This window comes from Wolbachia endosymbiont of Chrysomya megacephala (genome assembly GCF_008245065.1).
GTDB lineage: Bacteria > Pseudomonadota > Alphaproteobacteria > Rickettsiales > Anaplasmataceae > Wolbachia.
In genome coordinates this window covers 611,704-627,649 of record NZ_CP021120.1, presented here as the reverse complement: position 1 = coordinate 627,649, position 15,946 = coordinate 611,704, and the positions used below count along the sequence as shown (strand labels likewise).

The window sequence follows — 15,946 nt, the reverse complement described above, 5'->3', positions numbered from 1 at the left end:
ATTTTCTACGTCTTATAAATAGACATTCATGTAGCCGTAAATTAAGCTATAAACTCAATACAAAGATCCTTAATTATTAATCTCATAGTACTTCTCAACCAACTTATTTAGCAACCTTACACCGAAACCTACTGCCCCTCTTGGAGAAATATCAGTGCCTTTTTCGTGCCAAGCAGTGCCTGCAATGTCTAAATGTGCCCAACAAGTGTCGTTTACAAAACGCTGTAGAAACTGTGCAGCCATTATACTATCTCCACCAGAACCTGCAGGAGCTATATTTTGCACATCAGCAATCGGCGAATCAATAATTTTGTTATAAGTTTCATTCATAGGAAAACGCCATAATTTCTCATTTACTTCATTTCCTACATCAATCAGATGATTCGCTAATTCATCGTTATTTGAAAAAAGACCAGCATATTCATTATTTCCCAGTGCAACCACTATAGCACCAGTTAAAGTTGCAAGGTCGATCATAAATTTCGGTGCAAATCTATCTTGTGTATACCATAAAGCATCTGCAAGTATGAGCCTTCCTTCTGCATCAGTGTTCAACACTTCTATCGTCTGTCCAGACATCGAAGTTACTACATCACTTGGTCTTTGAGCATTACCGTCCACTGCATTTTCTGCAAGTGCAACTACACCAACTGCATTTACCTTTGCTTTTCGTCCAGCTAGAGTACGCATCACCCCAACCACAGTAGCAGAACCCGCCATGTCATATTTCATTGACTCCATGCCACGCGAAGGCTTGAGTGACACTCCACCAGTATCAAACGTTATGCCTTTACCCACAAAAGCTACAGGCTTTTGTTCCTTGAAAGCTCCATTCCATTTGATCACTACTAATTTTGGCTCTTTACTACTTCCCTGTGCTACCCCAAGCAATGCTCCCATTTTTTTCTCTTCCATCTGCTTCTTACCAAGCACTTCGATTTCAAGGCCAAGCTTAGTAAGCTCGGTTTTTATATAATCAGCATAGGATTCTGGATATAAAACATTAGGTGGTTCAATGGTAAGAGTACGTGCAAGAAATATGCCTTCACCTTCTTGTCTTAAACGCTCAAATGATTTTTCAGCACTACTGAATTGCTCATCTTTCGTTAGCACTGTGATCTCCTCTACTTCTGTAACTTTTTCATCCTTTTTGGTTTTATACTTATCAAATTTAAAACTGCGCAAAAATGCACCGTATGCAACATTTGCTGCATTGCCTTCGATTGAGATTGCCGCTCGCTTGATTCTTAATCTGCTTAGCTCACAATATATTTTACCACCAATATTTAATCCTTTGCTTTCATCCCATTCATCTCTCATTCCAAGACCAGCAACTATAATATTTTTTCCCTCTGATGAAGTAACGGAGAAAAATTCACCAAAACCTCCATTAAAATCACTAAATTTCTTGATGTTATCTATAGCTTGCTTATCTTGTAGAACATTAGTTATGAGCTTATCACCCTCAAAAAAACCTACCACTAGCGTCTCAAAATCGGGTAAAGCTTTAGAAATTGTTATCTTCATCGTTGACATCTCCGTTGCAAATAATTGTAAGCTGCACATAAAGCATAGTAAAAACATTAGTAAGATATTTTTCATATACATTTTAAGTACAATAGCGCTTAAGACTACTATGAACTCCGCTGATATGCAAGGGCTTTATCTTTTATCAGAAAATTTGTTATGCCCACCTAGGGTTATATTAAATGTGTAGGTCTTCATAGCCTGATTGTTATAAGTAAATGGTGCTATCAGAAGGCTTGCAAGTCCACTCTCAATAAGATTACCAAGAAGAAGATCATCACAGTTATCGCAATTATGATCAGCAAAAAACATTTGTGTTGTGAATTCTGGAAAATCTGGATGTTGGACCAAAAAGTTGATGTGTGGAGCCCTATCACCAATTTTACCTGGTACTATTGTAATAAAATTATAATAGCCAAGGTTATTTACTACAAATCTTCCTGATCCAGCAAAATTTGGATCAAGCTCCACATTTTCATCATAATAGCTCATGCCAAGTGAGTCTGCGTGCCATATAGAAACCACAGCATTTTGTATCGGTAAGCAATTTACATCAGTAACTCTACCCACTACATTTATTAATTCTCCTGATGCATTATTTGGAGAGCCAGGTTTTCTTCTTAAATTATTTGAAGAGTTAAAGCTTTTTGGCCTTGTTTCAAGATCATAAATCCCTGGAGTTTCAATACAATTAAGCAAAATAGGATCAGCTGCAAATAATGACAAATCGAATATAAATTGTACTAAAAACGCTAATAAGATATTTTTTACATTCATTTTGTTTATAGTGCTTTTATCAGAATTATAGCAACCTTTTTCTTTTATTAAAGACAAGACTTTCTTTGAAGCCTCCTTAGAATCACAACTATCCTTTCAATGTATGAGTTTTAGGTTTTAGTACTGCATACACAACTGCACGGACTTCCAATTTAGAAATTGCAAATCAATCCAAACACGCAAGTTTAATGTTACCGCCACATGCTGTAGTGTTGACACTTACAACCTTTTCTATAGAAAAACGTTGCAGATAATTAGGACCACCAGCTTTTGGTCCGGTACCTGACAGTCCTCTACCGCCAAATGGTTGTGTTCCAACTGCTGCACCTATTTGATTGCGATTGATGTATACATTTCCAACTGATATTTTCTTGCTTATTAAAGCGATCTGACTTTGTACACGGCTTTGCAAAGAAAACGTAAGTCCATATCCTGTATTGTTTATATCACTTATAACTTCATTTAACTGCGACTTATTAAAACGTATGATATGTAAAATAGGCCCAAACACTTCTTGCTTTAATTGCAAAATTTTTTGTATCTCATAAATGTACGGAGGAAAGAAATAACCATTATAAGAATTTGTATCCATTGGTACCTTGAACAAAAGGTTTGAATCTTCATCCCTTGATATTTTTTCCGTATGTTTAGTGAGCATATCAATAGATGCTTTGTCAATTATTGGACCAATATCTGTGCTCAGTTGTATTGGGTCACCTATCTTTAGTTCTTGAGCTGCATTGCATATCATTTTTACCTGTTTTTCTGCTATATCTTCTTGAATAAATAGCACTCTGAGAGCAGAACAACGTTGACCGCCACTGCGAAATGCAGAAATTAAAACATCCTTAGTTACCTGCTCTAAAAGAGCAGAACTATCAACAATCATAGCATTTAATCCACCAGTCTCAGCGATAAGTGGCACAATAGGACCATCTCTACTAGCAAGCATTCGATTAATTATTTGAGCAGTTTGTGTTGAACCAGTAAAAGCTACACCGGAAATTCTATTATCTGGTACTAATGTTTTACCTAAATACCAACCATCCCCTGGAATAAGGTGTAGCACATTTTTTGGTATTCCAGCTTCGTGTAGTATCTTAACGGCTTCATAGGCAATAATCGGCGTTTGCTCTGCCGGTTTTGCCAGCACTGCATTACCTGCTGCAAGTGCAGCTGAAACCTGTCCAATGAAGATAGCGAGTGGAAAATTCCACGGTGATATGCATAAGAAAACTCCTCTGCCTTCAAAAAAGATGAAGTTATCTTCACCTGTTGGACCTGGCAATTTTTTCCAGTCATTCAGTTCATTTTTTGCTATCATTGCATAATAGCGCAAAAAGTCGATTGCCTCTCTTACTTCTGCTATTGCATCGGATAAAATTTTTCCTGCTTCTACAATCAGAATATAAATTAACTCTTTCATCCTTTCCTCAAGCAAATCTGCAGCTTTTTCAAGGCATTTAGCGCGCTCTTCTGCTGAAACATTCTGCCACTTAGTAAAAGCACTATGTGCTATTTCAAGAGCATTTAAAGCATGAGCACTTGTTGCACTTGACACTTCCCCAATTACATTTTCCAAATGTGCAGGATTCACTACTTCGGTAAATTCCGCACTGTCAAGAAACGACTCTCCATCAATTATTGGGCCAACCTGCCATTTCTTTTCACTAAATTCCCTTACATCATTTGCAAATTGTGAAACTGCAATTGAATCGCTAATATCCATTCCCAAGGAGTTTTTTCTTTCCTCTCCAAAAATATCTCGTGGCAACGGAATGCTTGGATGAGGCTCATATTCTAAGCTTTTTACTTTTTCTAATGGATCTGAGACTAATTCTTCAATTTTAACGTCAGAATCATTTACTTGATTGACAAACGAGCTATTAGCTCCATTTTCAAGAAGACGCCTAATAAGGTATGGCAATAAATCACTATGTTTACCAACTGGTGCATATATACGACAATTGATGCTTGTTGCAAGTTCTGAAATTGCATAATCATACAAACTTTTACCCATTCCATGTAAGCGCTGAAACTCAAACCCAGGATGATTTTTATCGGCAAGCTCTATTATAGTAGCAAAAGTATAAGCATTATGAGTTCCAAAACATGGATAAAAGTGATTCTCTTTGCTTAAAAGTTTCTGCGCACAGGCAAGGTAGCATACATCTGTGTGGCTTTTTCTAGTAAACACCGGATAACCAATTAACCCTAATTCTTGTGTGCGCTTGATTTCCGAGTCCCAATATGCTCCTTTCACAAGTCTCACCATAACCTTATGCTTTGATCGAATGGCAACATCTTCAACAAAATCAAGAACAGACAAAGCACGTTTTTGATACGCTTGCACAGCTAGACCAAGCCCTTCCCACTCAGAAAGTGACTCATCAAGACGCAACTGTTCAAATAACACGAGCGACATCTCAAGCCTTTCTGATTCTTCTGCATCTATACACAATGAAATATTATACTTTTTTGCTTCATGACAAAGTTCCAGTACTTTAGTTCTCAGTTCTTCAGCCATATTATCAAATTGGCTAAATTCATAACGTGAGTGCAGCGAAGACAATTTGATTGAAACCCCCTGAGATTTAAAGCAATCATTTATGTCAGCAGATTCACCTATGGCTTTTATTGCATGCATGTATAAATTAAAATACTCTTCCGCATCCTCAACTGTGCAAGCAGATTCACCAAGCATATCAAAAGAGCATAAATACTTACTGTAGTCATCTGATTTCACACTTTCCAATGCTTTTTCTATAGTTTCTCCAACAATAAAATGCTTGCCAAGAATGGATATTGCTTGTTTTACCGCTTTGCGAATTATTGGCTCTCCTAAATTTTTCAATAACCTGGAAATTATGTTATAGAATTTTGAATCCTCTTCATTGTTTCTTAATATACTGCTTCCTATAATTAAACTCCATGTAGAAGCATTAACAAACAATGAAGAGGAACGCCCCAAGTGTTTATTCCATTCTTGGTTGGCAATTTTATCTTTGATCAATTCATCTATTGTGTAATCGTCTGGTATTCTAAGTAATGATTCAGCAAGACACATTAGTGCTACTCCTTCATCATTAGAAAGTGAGTACTGTTGTATAAAAGAATCTATAATGCCTAATTTACTACCTCTAATCTTTTCGACAATTTGTTTTGCAATATTGTAAATTCTGTTTTTCGAATCAACCGAAAGTTCTACTTTTTCTACAAGATAACGTACACAGCTTTTTTCATCAGTACGATAAAATCCTTGTAAACGTTTTCTGAGTTCATTAGGTTCTTGTATAGAGCTAATCATAATTATCTATAAAACACCTTTACTATATGTAAGGTAAAATTATATCATAACTTCGCATAGAACAAATCATTATTTAAAAGGACCAGGGCTGGAGCTAAAAGAAGTCTAGTACTTACTTTTACTAAGTCGAAAGAAGTATGTAGCTTAACACTCCACCACTCATTAAGTATTTAATCTCAGTTGCGGTTTGTACACAGCATTTGAGTTGTATTGATTGCTTTGAATTATCCTGTCTTTTAATGATACATTCTAGATTTCCATTTGATACTATTTCACCTTTTATGCTTATTATCTCACTACCATCAAATATCTTTCTGGTTATTCCATTTTGGAATATAAATGGAAGAACACCCATGCCGACCAAGTTGGACCTATGTATGCGTTCAAAACTTTCTGCAATCACAGCTTTAATTCCCAGTAATGCAGTACCCTTTGCTGCCCAATCCCTACTTGAACCTGTACCATATTCTTTTCCTGCAATGACAACTAATGGAACAGCTTCTCTTTTATATTGCATTGCTGCATCAAAAATTGACATAGTTTCTTGAGAAGGAATATGTTTTGTATAGCCACCCTCAGCGCTCACCATTTTATTTCTTATTCTGATATTAGCAAAGGTTCCACGCATCATTACGTTGTGGTTACCGCGGCGAGATCCATATGAATTGAAATCTTGCGGTTCAACTCCAAGACCTTTTAAATATATGCCTGCAGGACTATTTGAGGCAATATTTCCAGCAGGGGAAATGTGGTCGGTAGTGACGCTATCGCCAAACATCGCTAGTATTTGCGCATTCTTTATATCAACTATGTTGCTTCCATTGTTCTTAGTCGATAAATTATCAAAATAGGGAGGGTTTTGTATATAAGTGCTTTTCGTGTCCCAATCATAGATTTCACCTTTCTCACACTTTATCTTTTGCCAATGCTCATCACCAGAAAAAACATCCTTATACTTTTGTATGAACATTTCACGCGTCACAACACTTTTAACACAGCTCTCAACTTCATTATTTGTTGGCCATATATCTTTGAGATAGACATCATTTCCATTCTTATCTTTGCATATTGAATCTTTTGTCAAATCAATTTGCACAGTGCCTGCAAGTGCATATGCAACAATAAGTGGCGGAGATGCTAAGTAATTAGCTTTGACTAACGGATGAATTCTTCCTTCAAAGTTACGATTGCCAGACAAAACTGCAGCAACAGTTAAGTTTTTGTTTTTTATATCATCCTCTATATCCTTATTAAGTGGACCAGAATTTCCAATGCAAGTTGTGCAGCCATATCCAACTAGATTAAAACCCAAAGCATTTAGATCTACCTGCAATCCAGACTTTTCTAAATATTCTGTCACAACTTGTGACCCTGGAGCAAGAGAAGTTTTAACCCAAGGCTTTGATTTTAATCCAAGTTTAATTGCATTACGAGCTACAAGACCTGCAGCAATCATCACACTTGGATTTGAGGTGTTAGTGCAGCTTGTTATTGCTGCAATCACTACGCTGCCACTCTGGAGCTGATCGCCATAGATAGGTTCCAACTGAGGTCTGTTTGTCTCATTAATAGGAAAAGATGTAGAAAAAGATTCCGCTACTTCTGAAAGGAAAATCTTATCCTGTGGTCTTTTAGGACCAGCCATCACTGGCTTTACGCTTGATAAATCAAGCTTCAGTGTGTCAAAGAACGCCAATTCTTCATTACTACGCCACAGCCCTTGTTCTTTTGCATAGACTTCAGCTAATTTAACCAACTCTTTTGGCCTTCCGGTTAAGTTTAAATAATCTAGTGTCTTCTGATCAATTGGAAAGAATCCACAAGTTGCACCATACTCTGGAGCCATATTAGCTATGGTTGCTCTATCTGCCAAAGATAAACAATCTAAGCCATCACCATAAAATTCCACAAATCTGCCAACAACGCCTTTTGTTCTCAGGATATTAGTAATCGTTAGCACTAGATCAGTTGCTGTTACTCCCTCTGAAAGTCTTCCTATTAATTTAAATCCTACTACTTCTGGAATTACCATACTAATTGGTTGACCAAGCATCACAGACTCAGCTTCTATTCCACCAACACCCCAACCAAGAACCGATAAACCATTTACCATAGTAGTGTGACTATCTGTACCGACTAAGGTATCTGGATATAGAACTCCGCTATCGTTACATACAACTTGCGCTAAATATTCAAGATTCACTTGGTGGCAAATTCCAGTACCTGGTGGCACTACTCTAAAATTTGTGAAGGATGACTCTCCCCATTTTAAGAATTGATACCTCTCCAAATTTCTTTTTACTTCCAGTGCAACGTTTTTACCAAATGCAGAAGTGCTTCCGTAACTATCTACTTGAACAGAGTGATCGATCACAAGATCAACAGGTACAGATGGATTTATTTTGCTGGGGTTACCTCCGTTTTTCTTCACATAATTACGCATTGAAGCTAAGTCAACGACAGCAGGAACTCCTGTGAAATCCTGCATCAAAACCCTTGCTGGCTTGTAGCTAATTTCGTGATTAATGTGTTTCTTGACGCAATTTGCTAATATCTTTATGTCATCTAATTTAACGCTTACTCCATCTTCGTTGCGCAATAAATTTTCAAGCAATACCTTGAGTGAACAAGGCAATTTTGTTAAATTTACTCCTAAAAATTTACCAGCGTTACTTAGGTTAAAGTAGTTATATAACCTTCCATCAATATTTAAAGTCGTCTTTGCATTTAAAGAATTGTTCATCCTGTATTAGTTAAAATTGGAATTACTAGCGCTACTTTTTTGTTGTTGACTTTGCTGCTGATACATAGTTTCAAAATCTATAGGATCTAGCATAAGTGGAGGAAACCCACCACTACTTGTAGTTCTTGCAATTATTTCTCTTGCAAAAGGGAAAAGAAAAGTAGGTCCACCAATAAATAAAGCTTGTCTCACCTCTTCCTCACTTAGCTCTGTAAAATTTTCTATTGAAAAAATACCGCAATACTTTACCTCGCAAATGAAAGCTATATCATCTTTTACATCTTCATCTTTTACCGTTGCTTTGGCTTCTATATGCAAAGTAATTTCATGAAAAGGCTTTTCTTCACTTATTCCTTTTTTATTTTCTGTTCCTTCTAATTTTGCTGAATTAATATTAACCATTACATTAATATCAGGAGCTTTACTAGAAGGAAGGAATGGCGAATTTGGATTCTCAAACGAAAAATCTTTGACATACTGACCATGAATTTTCATTTTGTGTTGTGACATTTCTTACGTCTCCTTTAATTAAGTTGAGATGTTTAATACTTTCTTATATAATATATTCATTTACAAATGAATAGTAAACCTAACTATAGGTTAATATGAAAAACATATTTTTATCAATAATTAATAATATTTAGATACTTTATATATCAAGGAGTTAAGTTACCATGATAGAGCTTGTAATATATGCTTTACTAGCGGCGTTTATTTTTTCACGCTTATATAATTCTTTAGGAAGATCAGCCAGTCTCAACCTAAAAAAGCTAACAGGTGTATTGGATGTAAGTCAAAGTAAAGAAGATGTGGTAGAAAATATCGAAGATTATATTTATAGCAACGACAAAAGTTCAATAGAAACTACTTATGAACAAATATTACAAAAAAACAAAGAGTTTTCTATTTCCAATTTTATAGAAGGTTCAAGCATAGCTTTTGAATTAATAATAAAATATTTTAACCAAGGAAATTTACCTCAATTAAAATCCCTTCTGGACAAAGACTTATATAACAGTTTTGTGGATAAGATTAAACATCGTAAAGAGACACATGAGTCCATAATTGTTTCTATCGTTTCACAAAAGATCTTAGAAATAAAGTTAGTAAAAAACGTAATATTTATTGCAGTATATTTCCTTTCAGAGCAAATTAACTTCGTTAAGAATAACGAAGGAAACATCACATCAGGTAGCATGTCTACTATTAACAAAGTTGAAGATGTATGGCAATTCAAAAAAAATATTAATTCATCAGATCTAACTTGGTTACTTGTTTCTATTAACTATAAGAAGGCAAGTACTGATAAAAATTTAACAACAAATGACAACTGATGAAAAGTAGGCTACGAGAAATAGTACTTGATACTGAAACTACAGGTCTTGATACTAAATCTGGACATCGAATTATTGAGATAGGATGTGTAGAACTAATTAATCGTATTCCAACAGGTAAAACATTTCATCGATATCTCAATCCAGAAAGAGATATACCTTACCACTCATTTAAGATTCATGGTATTAGTGAGGAATTTTTGGAAGATAAACCACTATTCTCAGATGTTGCACTTGAATTTCTTGACTTCATATCCAATGACATTTTGGTGATTCATAATGCTGAATTCGATGTTAAGTTCCTTAATATGGAGTTAGGCAAGTTAAATGCTGGGTTAATTTCCTCAGATAGAGTGCTAGATACATTACCACTTGCAAGAAAAAAGTTTGTAGGATCACCTGCTTCTTTAAATGCATTATGCAAGCGTTTTGATATATCGCTAGAAGGTAGAGAGTTACACGGAGCATTAGTTGATGCTCAATTGCTTGCAAAGGTCTATGTTGAGCTTACAGGAGGATTGCAAACCTTTTTATTTAATAATGAATGTGCTCAGGACAATAACTCTACGTTTATTCAACATAAAGTGCGTAATTTAGCTCGCAGAGAACATTCACCAAGTATTAAAGAAATTGATGAGCATAAGAAATTGTTAGATAAAATTAACAACCCACTTTGGAAGGAATATATTGAATCAATCAACTAATCAATATATGATTTAACTTTATTGGAAACGCTTTAATGATAAAGTTTATAAGGTTATTGTCTAGTTTGCTAATAACAGTAGCAGCTATCTTCTTAGGTTATTGTTATTTTACTAAGCAAGGCATATTTGTTTCACAAAATACAGAAATTAAAATAGGTGGGGATTTTTCTTTGATTAACCAAAACGGGCAAATAGTACGCAGTAGTGATTTCAAAGATAAGTATATGATGATTTTTTTTGGATTTTCCTCATGTAAAAGAATTTGCCCTATGAACCTTGGAATAATTTCAGAAACACTTGCAAAGTTAGACGAGAAAACTGACAACAAGCTACAAACATTTTTTATCACAGTTGATCCTGAGCGCGATAATACAGAAAGGCTTAAAGAATTTCAGCAGCAATTTGACCATAGAATACAAATGCTCACTGGTGAAAGACAAAAAATAGATGAAGTAGTTGCAAAGTATAAAGTATATGCAAGTAAAGTAGATGGAGAAGAGGAAATTAACCATTCTTCAATGATATACCTTATTAGCCCTGAAGGAAAATATGTCACACACTTTGTAGCTGATTTAAATTCAGATGAAAGTCAATCTGATAAGATTCTGGCTGAGATAAAAAAATATGTAAGCTGAACTAAAGAGCTTAGCTTACTTTAAATTTATGCTAACAGCTATTTTGATTAAACTAAGTCGTTTTTTTAATTTTTTCTAGGATCAACTCAGCAGCTTTTTGTTCAGCAATTTTCTTACTAGGAGCGCATGCAGAAACTTTGTCATAACTCTCTATGCAAACTGATATAGTAAATTCAGGATTGTGTGCTGGTCCAGTTTGTTTTACAAGCTCATACTTCGGTAAAGGTAATTTATTTCTCTGAGTCCATTCTTGCAGTGAAGTTTTAGGATCTTGAGGAGGATCGAGGATGTCCTTAGCTAGCTTTTCCCAATGTCGGATAATAAATTTCTCAACACTCTCAAGTCCGCCGTCAATATAAATTGCACCTATTAGTGCTTCAAGCGAATTTTCTAAATTTTTTAAGTTACATTTTCCTCCGTTACAACGTTCACTATTATTCATGATAATAAAGTTACCTAACTCTATTTCTTTAGCAACATTAGCAATGGTACTGCCACAAACTAAATCCGTTTTTCTTTTTGCCAATGCTCCTTCTTTTTCTTCAGGAAACATTTTAAACAGCATAACAGACACAACCATATTCAAAACACTATCGCCCAAAAACTCTAGCCTTTCGTAGCTTACAACCTGGTCTTCGCTATTTCTCTTATTTACGCTTGGGTGGGTTAATGCCTCTTCTAATATTGCATAATCTGTAAATTTATAATTAATAACTTTAGATATTGTATCGTTCAAAACTCTCATATTAATCATTCAATAGAAAAGCACTCTCTATCATACCTCTACACTAAAAAGTTAGCTCTACTTTACTAAAACAATATCAATAACTTCCAAAATTAATGTATACAACCCACTGCTTCAGTAATGTTACTAAATCCATCTCTTTTTACCAATTCTGCAAGCTCCAGATTGATTTTGTTCACAACTTGATGCCCCTGGTATACAAGAGCAGTGTACAGTTGTACTAAAGAGGCTCCTGCCTTTATTTTTTCATATGCATCAACACCACTTGAAATTCCTCCGCATCCTATCAATAGAATTCTGCTTTTAGTAAGCTTGTACATGTCACTCAATAACTCGGTTGAAAGTTGAAATAATGGCCTGCCGCTCAACCCACCACTCTCATTATAGTAAGAATCTCGACTTATCGTAGTGTTGCTTACTATTAAGCCGTCAATTTTATATTCTAGTGTAAGCTCAGCGATATTTTCTTTTGTTTGCTGATCTATATCTGGAGAAATTTTTAATATTATCGGTATGGATTCAGAGCTATCGATTGATTTCCGGGTTAGAGTGATAGATTTCAACAATTTGGATAATTCTTGTTTATTGTGCAAATCGCGCAAGTTAGGTGTGTTTGGGGATGAGATGTTCAGTACTATATAATTGCTCTTTCCATATACTATCTTTATTAAGTCAACATAATCGCTGATTTGGTCCTTTGATGTACTGTTTCTTCCTATATTTATACCAAAAATACAATTACCAAGTTTAGTTTCACTTATCTGTTTAAGAAAATAGTCTACTCCTTTATTATTAAATCCCAATCTATTAATTATTCCTTCATCTTTAATTAATCGAAAAATTCTCGGTTTTTTGTTTCCATATTGGGGATGTTTAGTTACAGTACCAGCCTCAATAAATCCAAAACCAAATGAGAGCATCGGCTTTACAACTTCCGCATTTTTATCAAAACCTGCAGCAAGACCTACAGGACTCCTAATTTTATTACCAAAAAAGTTTACATTTAAAGACTTAGGTAGTTCTATAGGTTTCCTACAGGGCATCTTTTTTAACGCCGTTATTACCAAGGAGTGAGCGATTTCAGGCGGCAGTAAAAACAATAAATTACGTAATATCATTTTGTAAAACACTTTGCTTATTTTTAGTTTATTTTTTACCATGCAACAAGAATAACTTAGAAAGCTTGAGGTTTATCAAAATAGTAAGTATATAGTTTCTATGGGTAGTAAAAACTAATTTTTCTGAAGGGAAACCAGAACTTGATCAGTATTTTCATCTACTAATTCGAGGTAGCCAAATTTGTTAATTTGAGATTTTATTAGTATAGGAATCTTATTTCGATTTAAATAAAATCCCTGTTTTGATTGTTTATTAATCCGCAACCTTACATCCCCATTTTTCCAAGCAAGCATCTTATTTATTCCAGATTTTTCTTTACAATTATCTTCATTTACAAATCCTAAGTATTCATCTTCTGAAGAAGATATTGCAATCTCGCATATTCTATACCCTACCCAATTCCCTAGATATGGATCAGTATCGTCTTTTTCGTGAAGCTTGAACTCTCCTTTGACATATTCCCATGGAGCTTTTGCATCACCTAACTTTTTTAGAAAGAGTACGTCCTGATCAAAGTTTATAATGGTCCTTGTATGAAATGTTGTTAAGCTTGTGTCCCATAATAGTTTTTCTGTGATGCTAAAATGCTCTTTATCCTTTTGCATATTTTGAAATGATACGATTATCACATCTGCTCCAACTTCTCTTCCATAGTTAACATATTGACTAGCACGCCCATGTTTGGCTGTGAATGATGACTTACCTATTAACAGAAAGTCATTAAATAACGCATTATATATAGTCTGTGCACTGTAAGCTGTACCGACGTAAACCGGCTGTTTGTTGGATGAAGGGTACTTTTCTGGTGCAAGATGAGTATACGAGCTCTTTAATAAATAGTGAAAAGTGCAACTGGTAAGCAAGAAGGGCAAACCAATCAATAATAAAACTTCTGTTAATCTCTTTGGCATTTTACTGCTTATATTTTGAATATAGTATCTTATTTTTTTAAATATTTCATTAAAAGCCACACTTCTTGTTAAAATTTGAGAAGAAAAAACAATCTAATTGGAGTAAGAGGCCGGGACCGGAATTGAACCGGTATAAAAGGATTTGCAGTCCTCCGCATAAGCCATTCTGCCACCCAGCCGTTTTTTATGCGTAGATATTAATTATATCTTTTAGCATAGATAAAGCATCCTCTTTTTTTCTTTGAAAAGTGTTGCGCCCGATAATTGAACCATTACCACCACCTTGCTTAATTTCTTTTGCCTCATTGTATATATCATCCACTGACTTTGACTCACCACCAGAGAAAACTACTATTCTTTTTCCTGCAAAGCAAGACTTTTTAATATATTCAATTCTTTTAGATAATGATTCAATATTTTCTATTTTTTCTCTTTCCAGATGATTGGTTGGAAGTTTTACTTTTATTATGTTGGCACCGAGCAAAGCCGCTATATGCGCAGCATAGGCAATCACATCAACTGCTGTTTCACCTTCTTTGGAAACCCCTTCACCACGTGGATAAGACCATAGCACTACAACAAGGCCACAAGATTTAGCCTCAGCTATAATTTTGCGAGCTTCTTCCATCATATCAAAACACTTAGCAGAACCAGGATATATAGTAAACCCAACAGCCATGCAGCCCAAACGCAGCGCATCTTTTACAGAGGCAGTTATTGCTTGATCTGAAGTTAAGCTTTTTGAGTGCAAAGAGTTAGCGCTATTAAGCTTCAAAATAAGTGGTAGCATTCCAGCATAAGTTGAAGCACCAGCTTCGATCATACCAAGCGGAGCAGCGTATGCACTTACTCCTGAATCAACTGCAAGCTGAAAATGATAATGTGGATCGTAAGCATCAGGGTTAACTTCAAAACTTTTTATTGGTCCGTGCTCAAATCCCTGGTCTACAGGGAGAATTACTAACTTGCCAGTTCCACCAAGTTTCCCATGCATAAGAATGCGAGTAAGATTCGCTTTTACTCCAGGGTTTTCACTTTCGTAGTAACTTAGGATTTGTTTTACTTCTTCACTCATTAATATCTTCAAATTTACTCAAAGTGTAGCAAAAACTATAGTTGAAGCAAAGACCTTTTTATGCTCTTGTTCCTACGCCTATATTTAAAGGTGTAACTTTAGGATCAGTAGTATGCTGTTGTGGTTTTTCTTGAACTAAATCTTCAAAATACATTTTAACAATAGGAAGAACGAGCGGCATAAGTACTAATTTGTAGTCATACCATGCAAATTTTTCTTTATAACTAAATTCCGCATCTTCTTCATATAAACACTGGGTACAGTATTCACCATATAGTTCAAAAGCTTTCACAAAAGTCCTAAGTAAAGCAATAAGTAATAAATCTAATGCTAAATTAGCTATTAGCATCGTTCCATATTGAACAGGCCAGCCATTTTGTGCAACTTCCGACATTAAACTGCATACAGCAAACGCTGCTGATATACATATTACATAATTATCAGCAGCAATAAGTAGATTGTATCTTCTATTTAACCTATCTAGATTTCCTTCTTGTGAGCCTCTTTGTTTACTTGCTGCATAGATAATACTACAAAAGGATATAATAAATAACCATGGCCAAACTCCAATGCTGAATGCATAAAATTTATAAGCAATATTTTGCACTTTGCCACTGTTAGCAAGTTGTGATAAGCAATATTTGACTTGAGGCGACGGACCAAGTACCACATTTGCTAATATAAAAAATAAACATGCTCTATTCACAGCTTTCTCTCTACGCAATAGAATCTCATTGATTCTCCTTTGTTTTTCCTGCACTTCTCGCTGTAATGTTATAGATATGCCAGCTGCTTTTAAGTCGTTAAGATATTTCTCTAGCTTATCTTTATCTGCACTAAGTTTTTTAAACTTTTCTTCAGCTATTTTTTTCTCTTTCTCTCCTACTACTTTATCAGGGTGACATTTTAATGAAGCTCTTCTAAAGCGCCGCTCAACTAACTTAAGTACATCATCAAACTCCTGGCTTATTACTTCTTCCGCTTTTATTCCCAGCCTTGAAAATAAATTCCGTAAATCTTGATTACTGTAATATTGATTTCTGGTTAAACTTGCCACTATAGCCTCATT

General features: G+C 35.1%; 13 protein-coding genes and 1 tRNA gene. 3 read left to right on the top strand and 11 right to left on the bottom strand.

Annotation, left to right across the window (positions count from 1 at the left end):
* Window positions 1-69: 69 nt before the first annotated feature.
* From CAI20_RS03005 to secB, 5 genes are all read right to left on the bottom strand, one after another.
* Entirely contained in the window at window positions 70-1,566 is a 1,497-nt protein-coding gene (locus tag CAI20_RS03005; RefSeq protein ID WP_044475428.1) for a leucyl aminopeptidase, read from the bottom strand.
* A gap of 96 nt (window positions 1,567-1,662) precedes the next feature.
* Window positions 1,663-2,304 carry a protocatechuate 3,4-dioxygenase gene (locus CAI20_RS03000; protein ID WP_012481990.1) on the bottom strand — a complete coding sequence of 214 codons (642 nt, stop codon included), beginning with the start codon at window positions 2,302-2,304 and terminating at the stop codon, window positions 1,663-1,665.
* A 166-nt stretch (window positions 2,305-2,470) separates the two neighbouring features.
* Complete coding sequence (putA, locus tag CAI20_RS02995) at window positions 2,471-5,611, bottom strand: bifunctional proline dehydrogenase/L-glutamate gamma-semialdehyde dehydrogenase PutA (protein WP_149168780.1); 3,141 nt, start codon at window positions 5,609-5,611, stop codon at window positions 2,471-2,473.
* A 121-nt stretch (window positions 5,612-5,732) separates the two neighbouring features.
* A complete protein-coding gene (gene acnA, locus CAI20_RS02990) occupies window positions 5,733-8,354 on the bottom strand; it encodes an aconitate hydratase AcnA (protein ID WP_149168779.1) in 2,622 nt (873 codons plus the stop codon).
* A gap of 6 nt (window positions 8,355-8,360) precedes the next feature.
* Entirely contained in the window at window positions 8,361-8,864 is a 504-nt protein-coding gene (gene secB, locus CAI20_RS02985) for a protein-export chaperone SecB (protein ID WP_007302467.1), read from the bottom strand.
* Window positions 8,865-9,028: 164 nt separating this feature from the next.
* Between secB and CAI20_RS02980 the strand changes: the two genes are divergently transcribed.
* Genes CAI20_RS02980 through CAI20_RS02970 form a run of 3 tightly spaced genes read left to right on the top strand, consistent with a single transcriptional unit; the run spans window position 9,029 to window position 11,027 of the window.
* Window positions 9,029-9,688, top strand: coding sequence for a Tim44/TimA family putative adaptor protein (locus CAI20_RS02980; RefSeq protein WP_007302466.1), 660 nt, complete (start codon window positions 9,029-9,031; stop codon window positions 9,686-9,688).
* Window positions 9,688-10,392 carry a DNA polymerase III subunit epsilon gene (gene dnaQ, locus CAI20_RS02975; protein WP_007302465.1) on the top strand — a complete coding sequence of 235 codons (705 nt, stop codon included), beginning with the start codon at window positions 9,688-9,690 and terminating at the stop codon, window positions 10,390-10,392. Before CAI20_RS02980 ends, dnaQ begins: the two co-directional genes overlap by 1 nt.
* Window positions 10,393-10,427: 35 nt before the next feature.
* Window positions 10,428-11,027, top strand: coding sequence for an SCO family protein (locus CAI20_RS02970; RefSeq protein WP_007302464.1), 600 nt, complete (start codon window positions 10,428-10,430; stop codon window positions 11,025-11,027).
* 52 nt (window positions 11,028-11,079) lie between these two features.
* Here CAI20_RS02970 and rnc read toward each other — a convergent pair whose 3' ends face one another.
* The 6 genes from rnc to CAI20_RS02940 all read right to left on the bottom strand — a co-directional run bounded on the left by rnc (window position 11,080) and on the right by CAI20_RS02940 (window position 15,934).
* Window positions 11,080-11,772, bottom strand: a complete 693-nt coding sequence (gene rnc, locus CAI20_RS02965; protein ID WP_012481989.1) for a ribonuclease III — start codon at window positions 11,770-11,772, stop codon at window positions 11,080-11,082.
* 92 nt (window positions 11,773-11,864) lie between these two features.
* Window positions 11,865-12,932: a quinone-dependent dihydroorotate dehydrogenase gene (locus tag CAI20_RS02960; RefSeq protein WP_007302462.1), complete on the bottom strand. Its 1,068-nt coding sequence runs from the start codon at window positions 12,930-12,932 to the stop codon at window positions 11,865-11,867.
* 72 nt (window positions 12,933-13,004) lie between these two features.
* Window positions 13,005-13,802 (bottom strand): hypothetical protein, encoded by a 798-nt coding sequence (locus CAI20_RS02955; RefSeq protein WP_007302461.1) that lies wholly within the window; start codon window positions 13,800-13,802, stop codon window positions 13,005-13,007.
* Between the two features lie 107 nt (window positions 13,803-13,909).
* Window positions 13,910-13,981 (bottom strand) — tRNA-Cys (locus CAI20_RS02950).
* Window positions 13,982-13,986: 5 nt separating this feature from the next.
* Window positions 13,987-14,877 carry a class I fructose-bisphosphate aldolase gene (locus CAI20_RS02945; RefSeq protein WP_007302460.1) on the bottom strand — a complete coding sequence of 297 codons (891 nt, stop codon included), beginning with the start codon at window positions 14,875-14,877 and terminating at the stop codon, window positions 13,987-13,989.
* Window positions 14,878-14,935: 58 nt separating this feature from the next.
* Entirely contained in the window at window positions 14,936-15,934 is a 999-nt protein-coding gene (locus CAI20_RS02940; RefSeq protein WP_007302459.1) for a hypothetical protein, read from the bottom strand.
* Window positions 15,935-15,946: the final 12 nt, after the last annotated feature.

Coding starts and splice junctions, on each gene's coding strand:
- secB (WP_007302467.1), bottom strand. CDS start 8,864: ATGTCACAACACAAAATGAAAATTCATGGTCAGTATGTCAAAGATTTT.
- CAI20_RS02955 (WP_007302461.1), bottom strand. CDS start 13,802: ATGCCAAAGAGATTAACAGAAGTTTTATTATTGATTGGTTTGCCCTTC.
- putA (WP_149168780.1), bottom strand. CDS start 5,611: ATGATTAGCTCTATACAAGAACCTAATGAACTCAGAAAACGTTTACAA.
- CAI20_RS03005 (WP_044475428.1), bottom strand. CDS start 1,566: ATGTGCAGCTTACAATTATTTGCAACGGAGATGTCAACGATGAAGATA.
- CAI20_RS03000 (WP_012481990.1), bottom strand. CDS start 2,304: ATGAATGTAAAAAATATCTTATTAGCGTTTTTAGTACAATTTATATTC.
- acnA (WP_149168779.1), bottom strand. CDS start 8,354: ATGAACAATTCTTTAAATGCAAAGACGACTTTAAATATTGATGGAAGG.
- CAI20_RS02970 (WP_007302464.1), top strand. CDS start 10,428: ATGATAAAGTTTATAAGGTTATTGTCTAGTTTGCTAATAACAGTAGCA.
- dnaQ (WP_007302465.1), top strand. CDS start 9,688: ATGAAAAGTAGGCTACGAGAAATAGTACTTGATACTGAAACTACAGGT.
- rnc (WP_012481989.1), bottom strand. CDS start 11,772: ATGAGAGTTTTGAACGATACAATATCTAAAGTTATTAATTATAAATTT.
- CAI20_RS02960 (WP_007302462.1), bottom strand. CDS start 12,932: ATGGTAAAAAATAAACTAAAAATAAGCAAAGTGTTTTACAAAATGATA.
- CAI20_RS02980 (WP_007302466.1), top strand. CDS start 9,029: ATGATAGAGCTTGTAATATATGCTTTACTAGCGGCGTTTATTTTTTCA.
- CAI20_RS02945 (WP_007302460.1), bottom strand. CDS start 14,877: ATGAGTGAAGAAGTAAAACAAATCCTAAGTTACTACGAAAGTGAAAAC.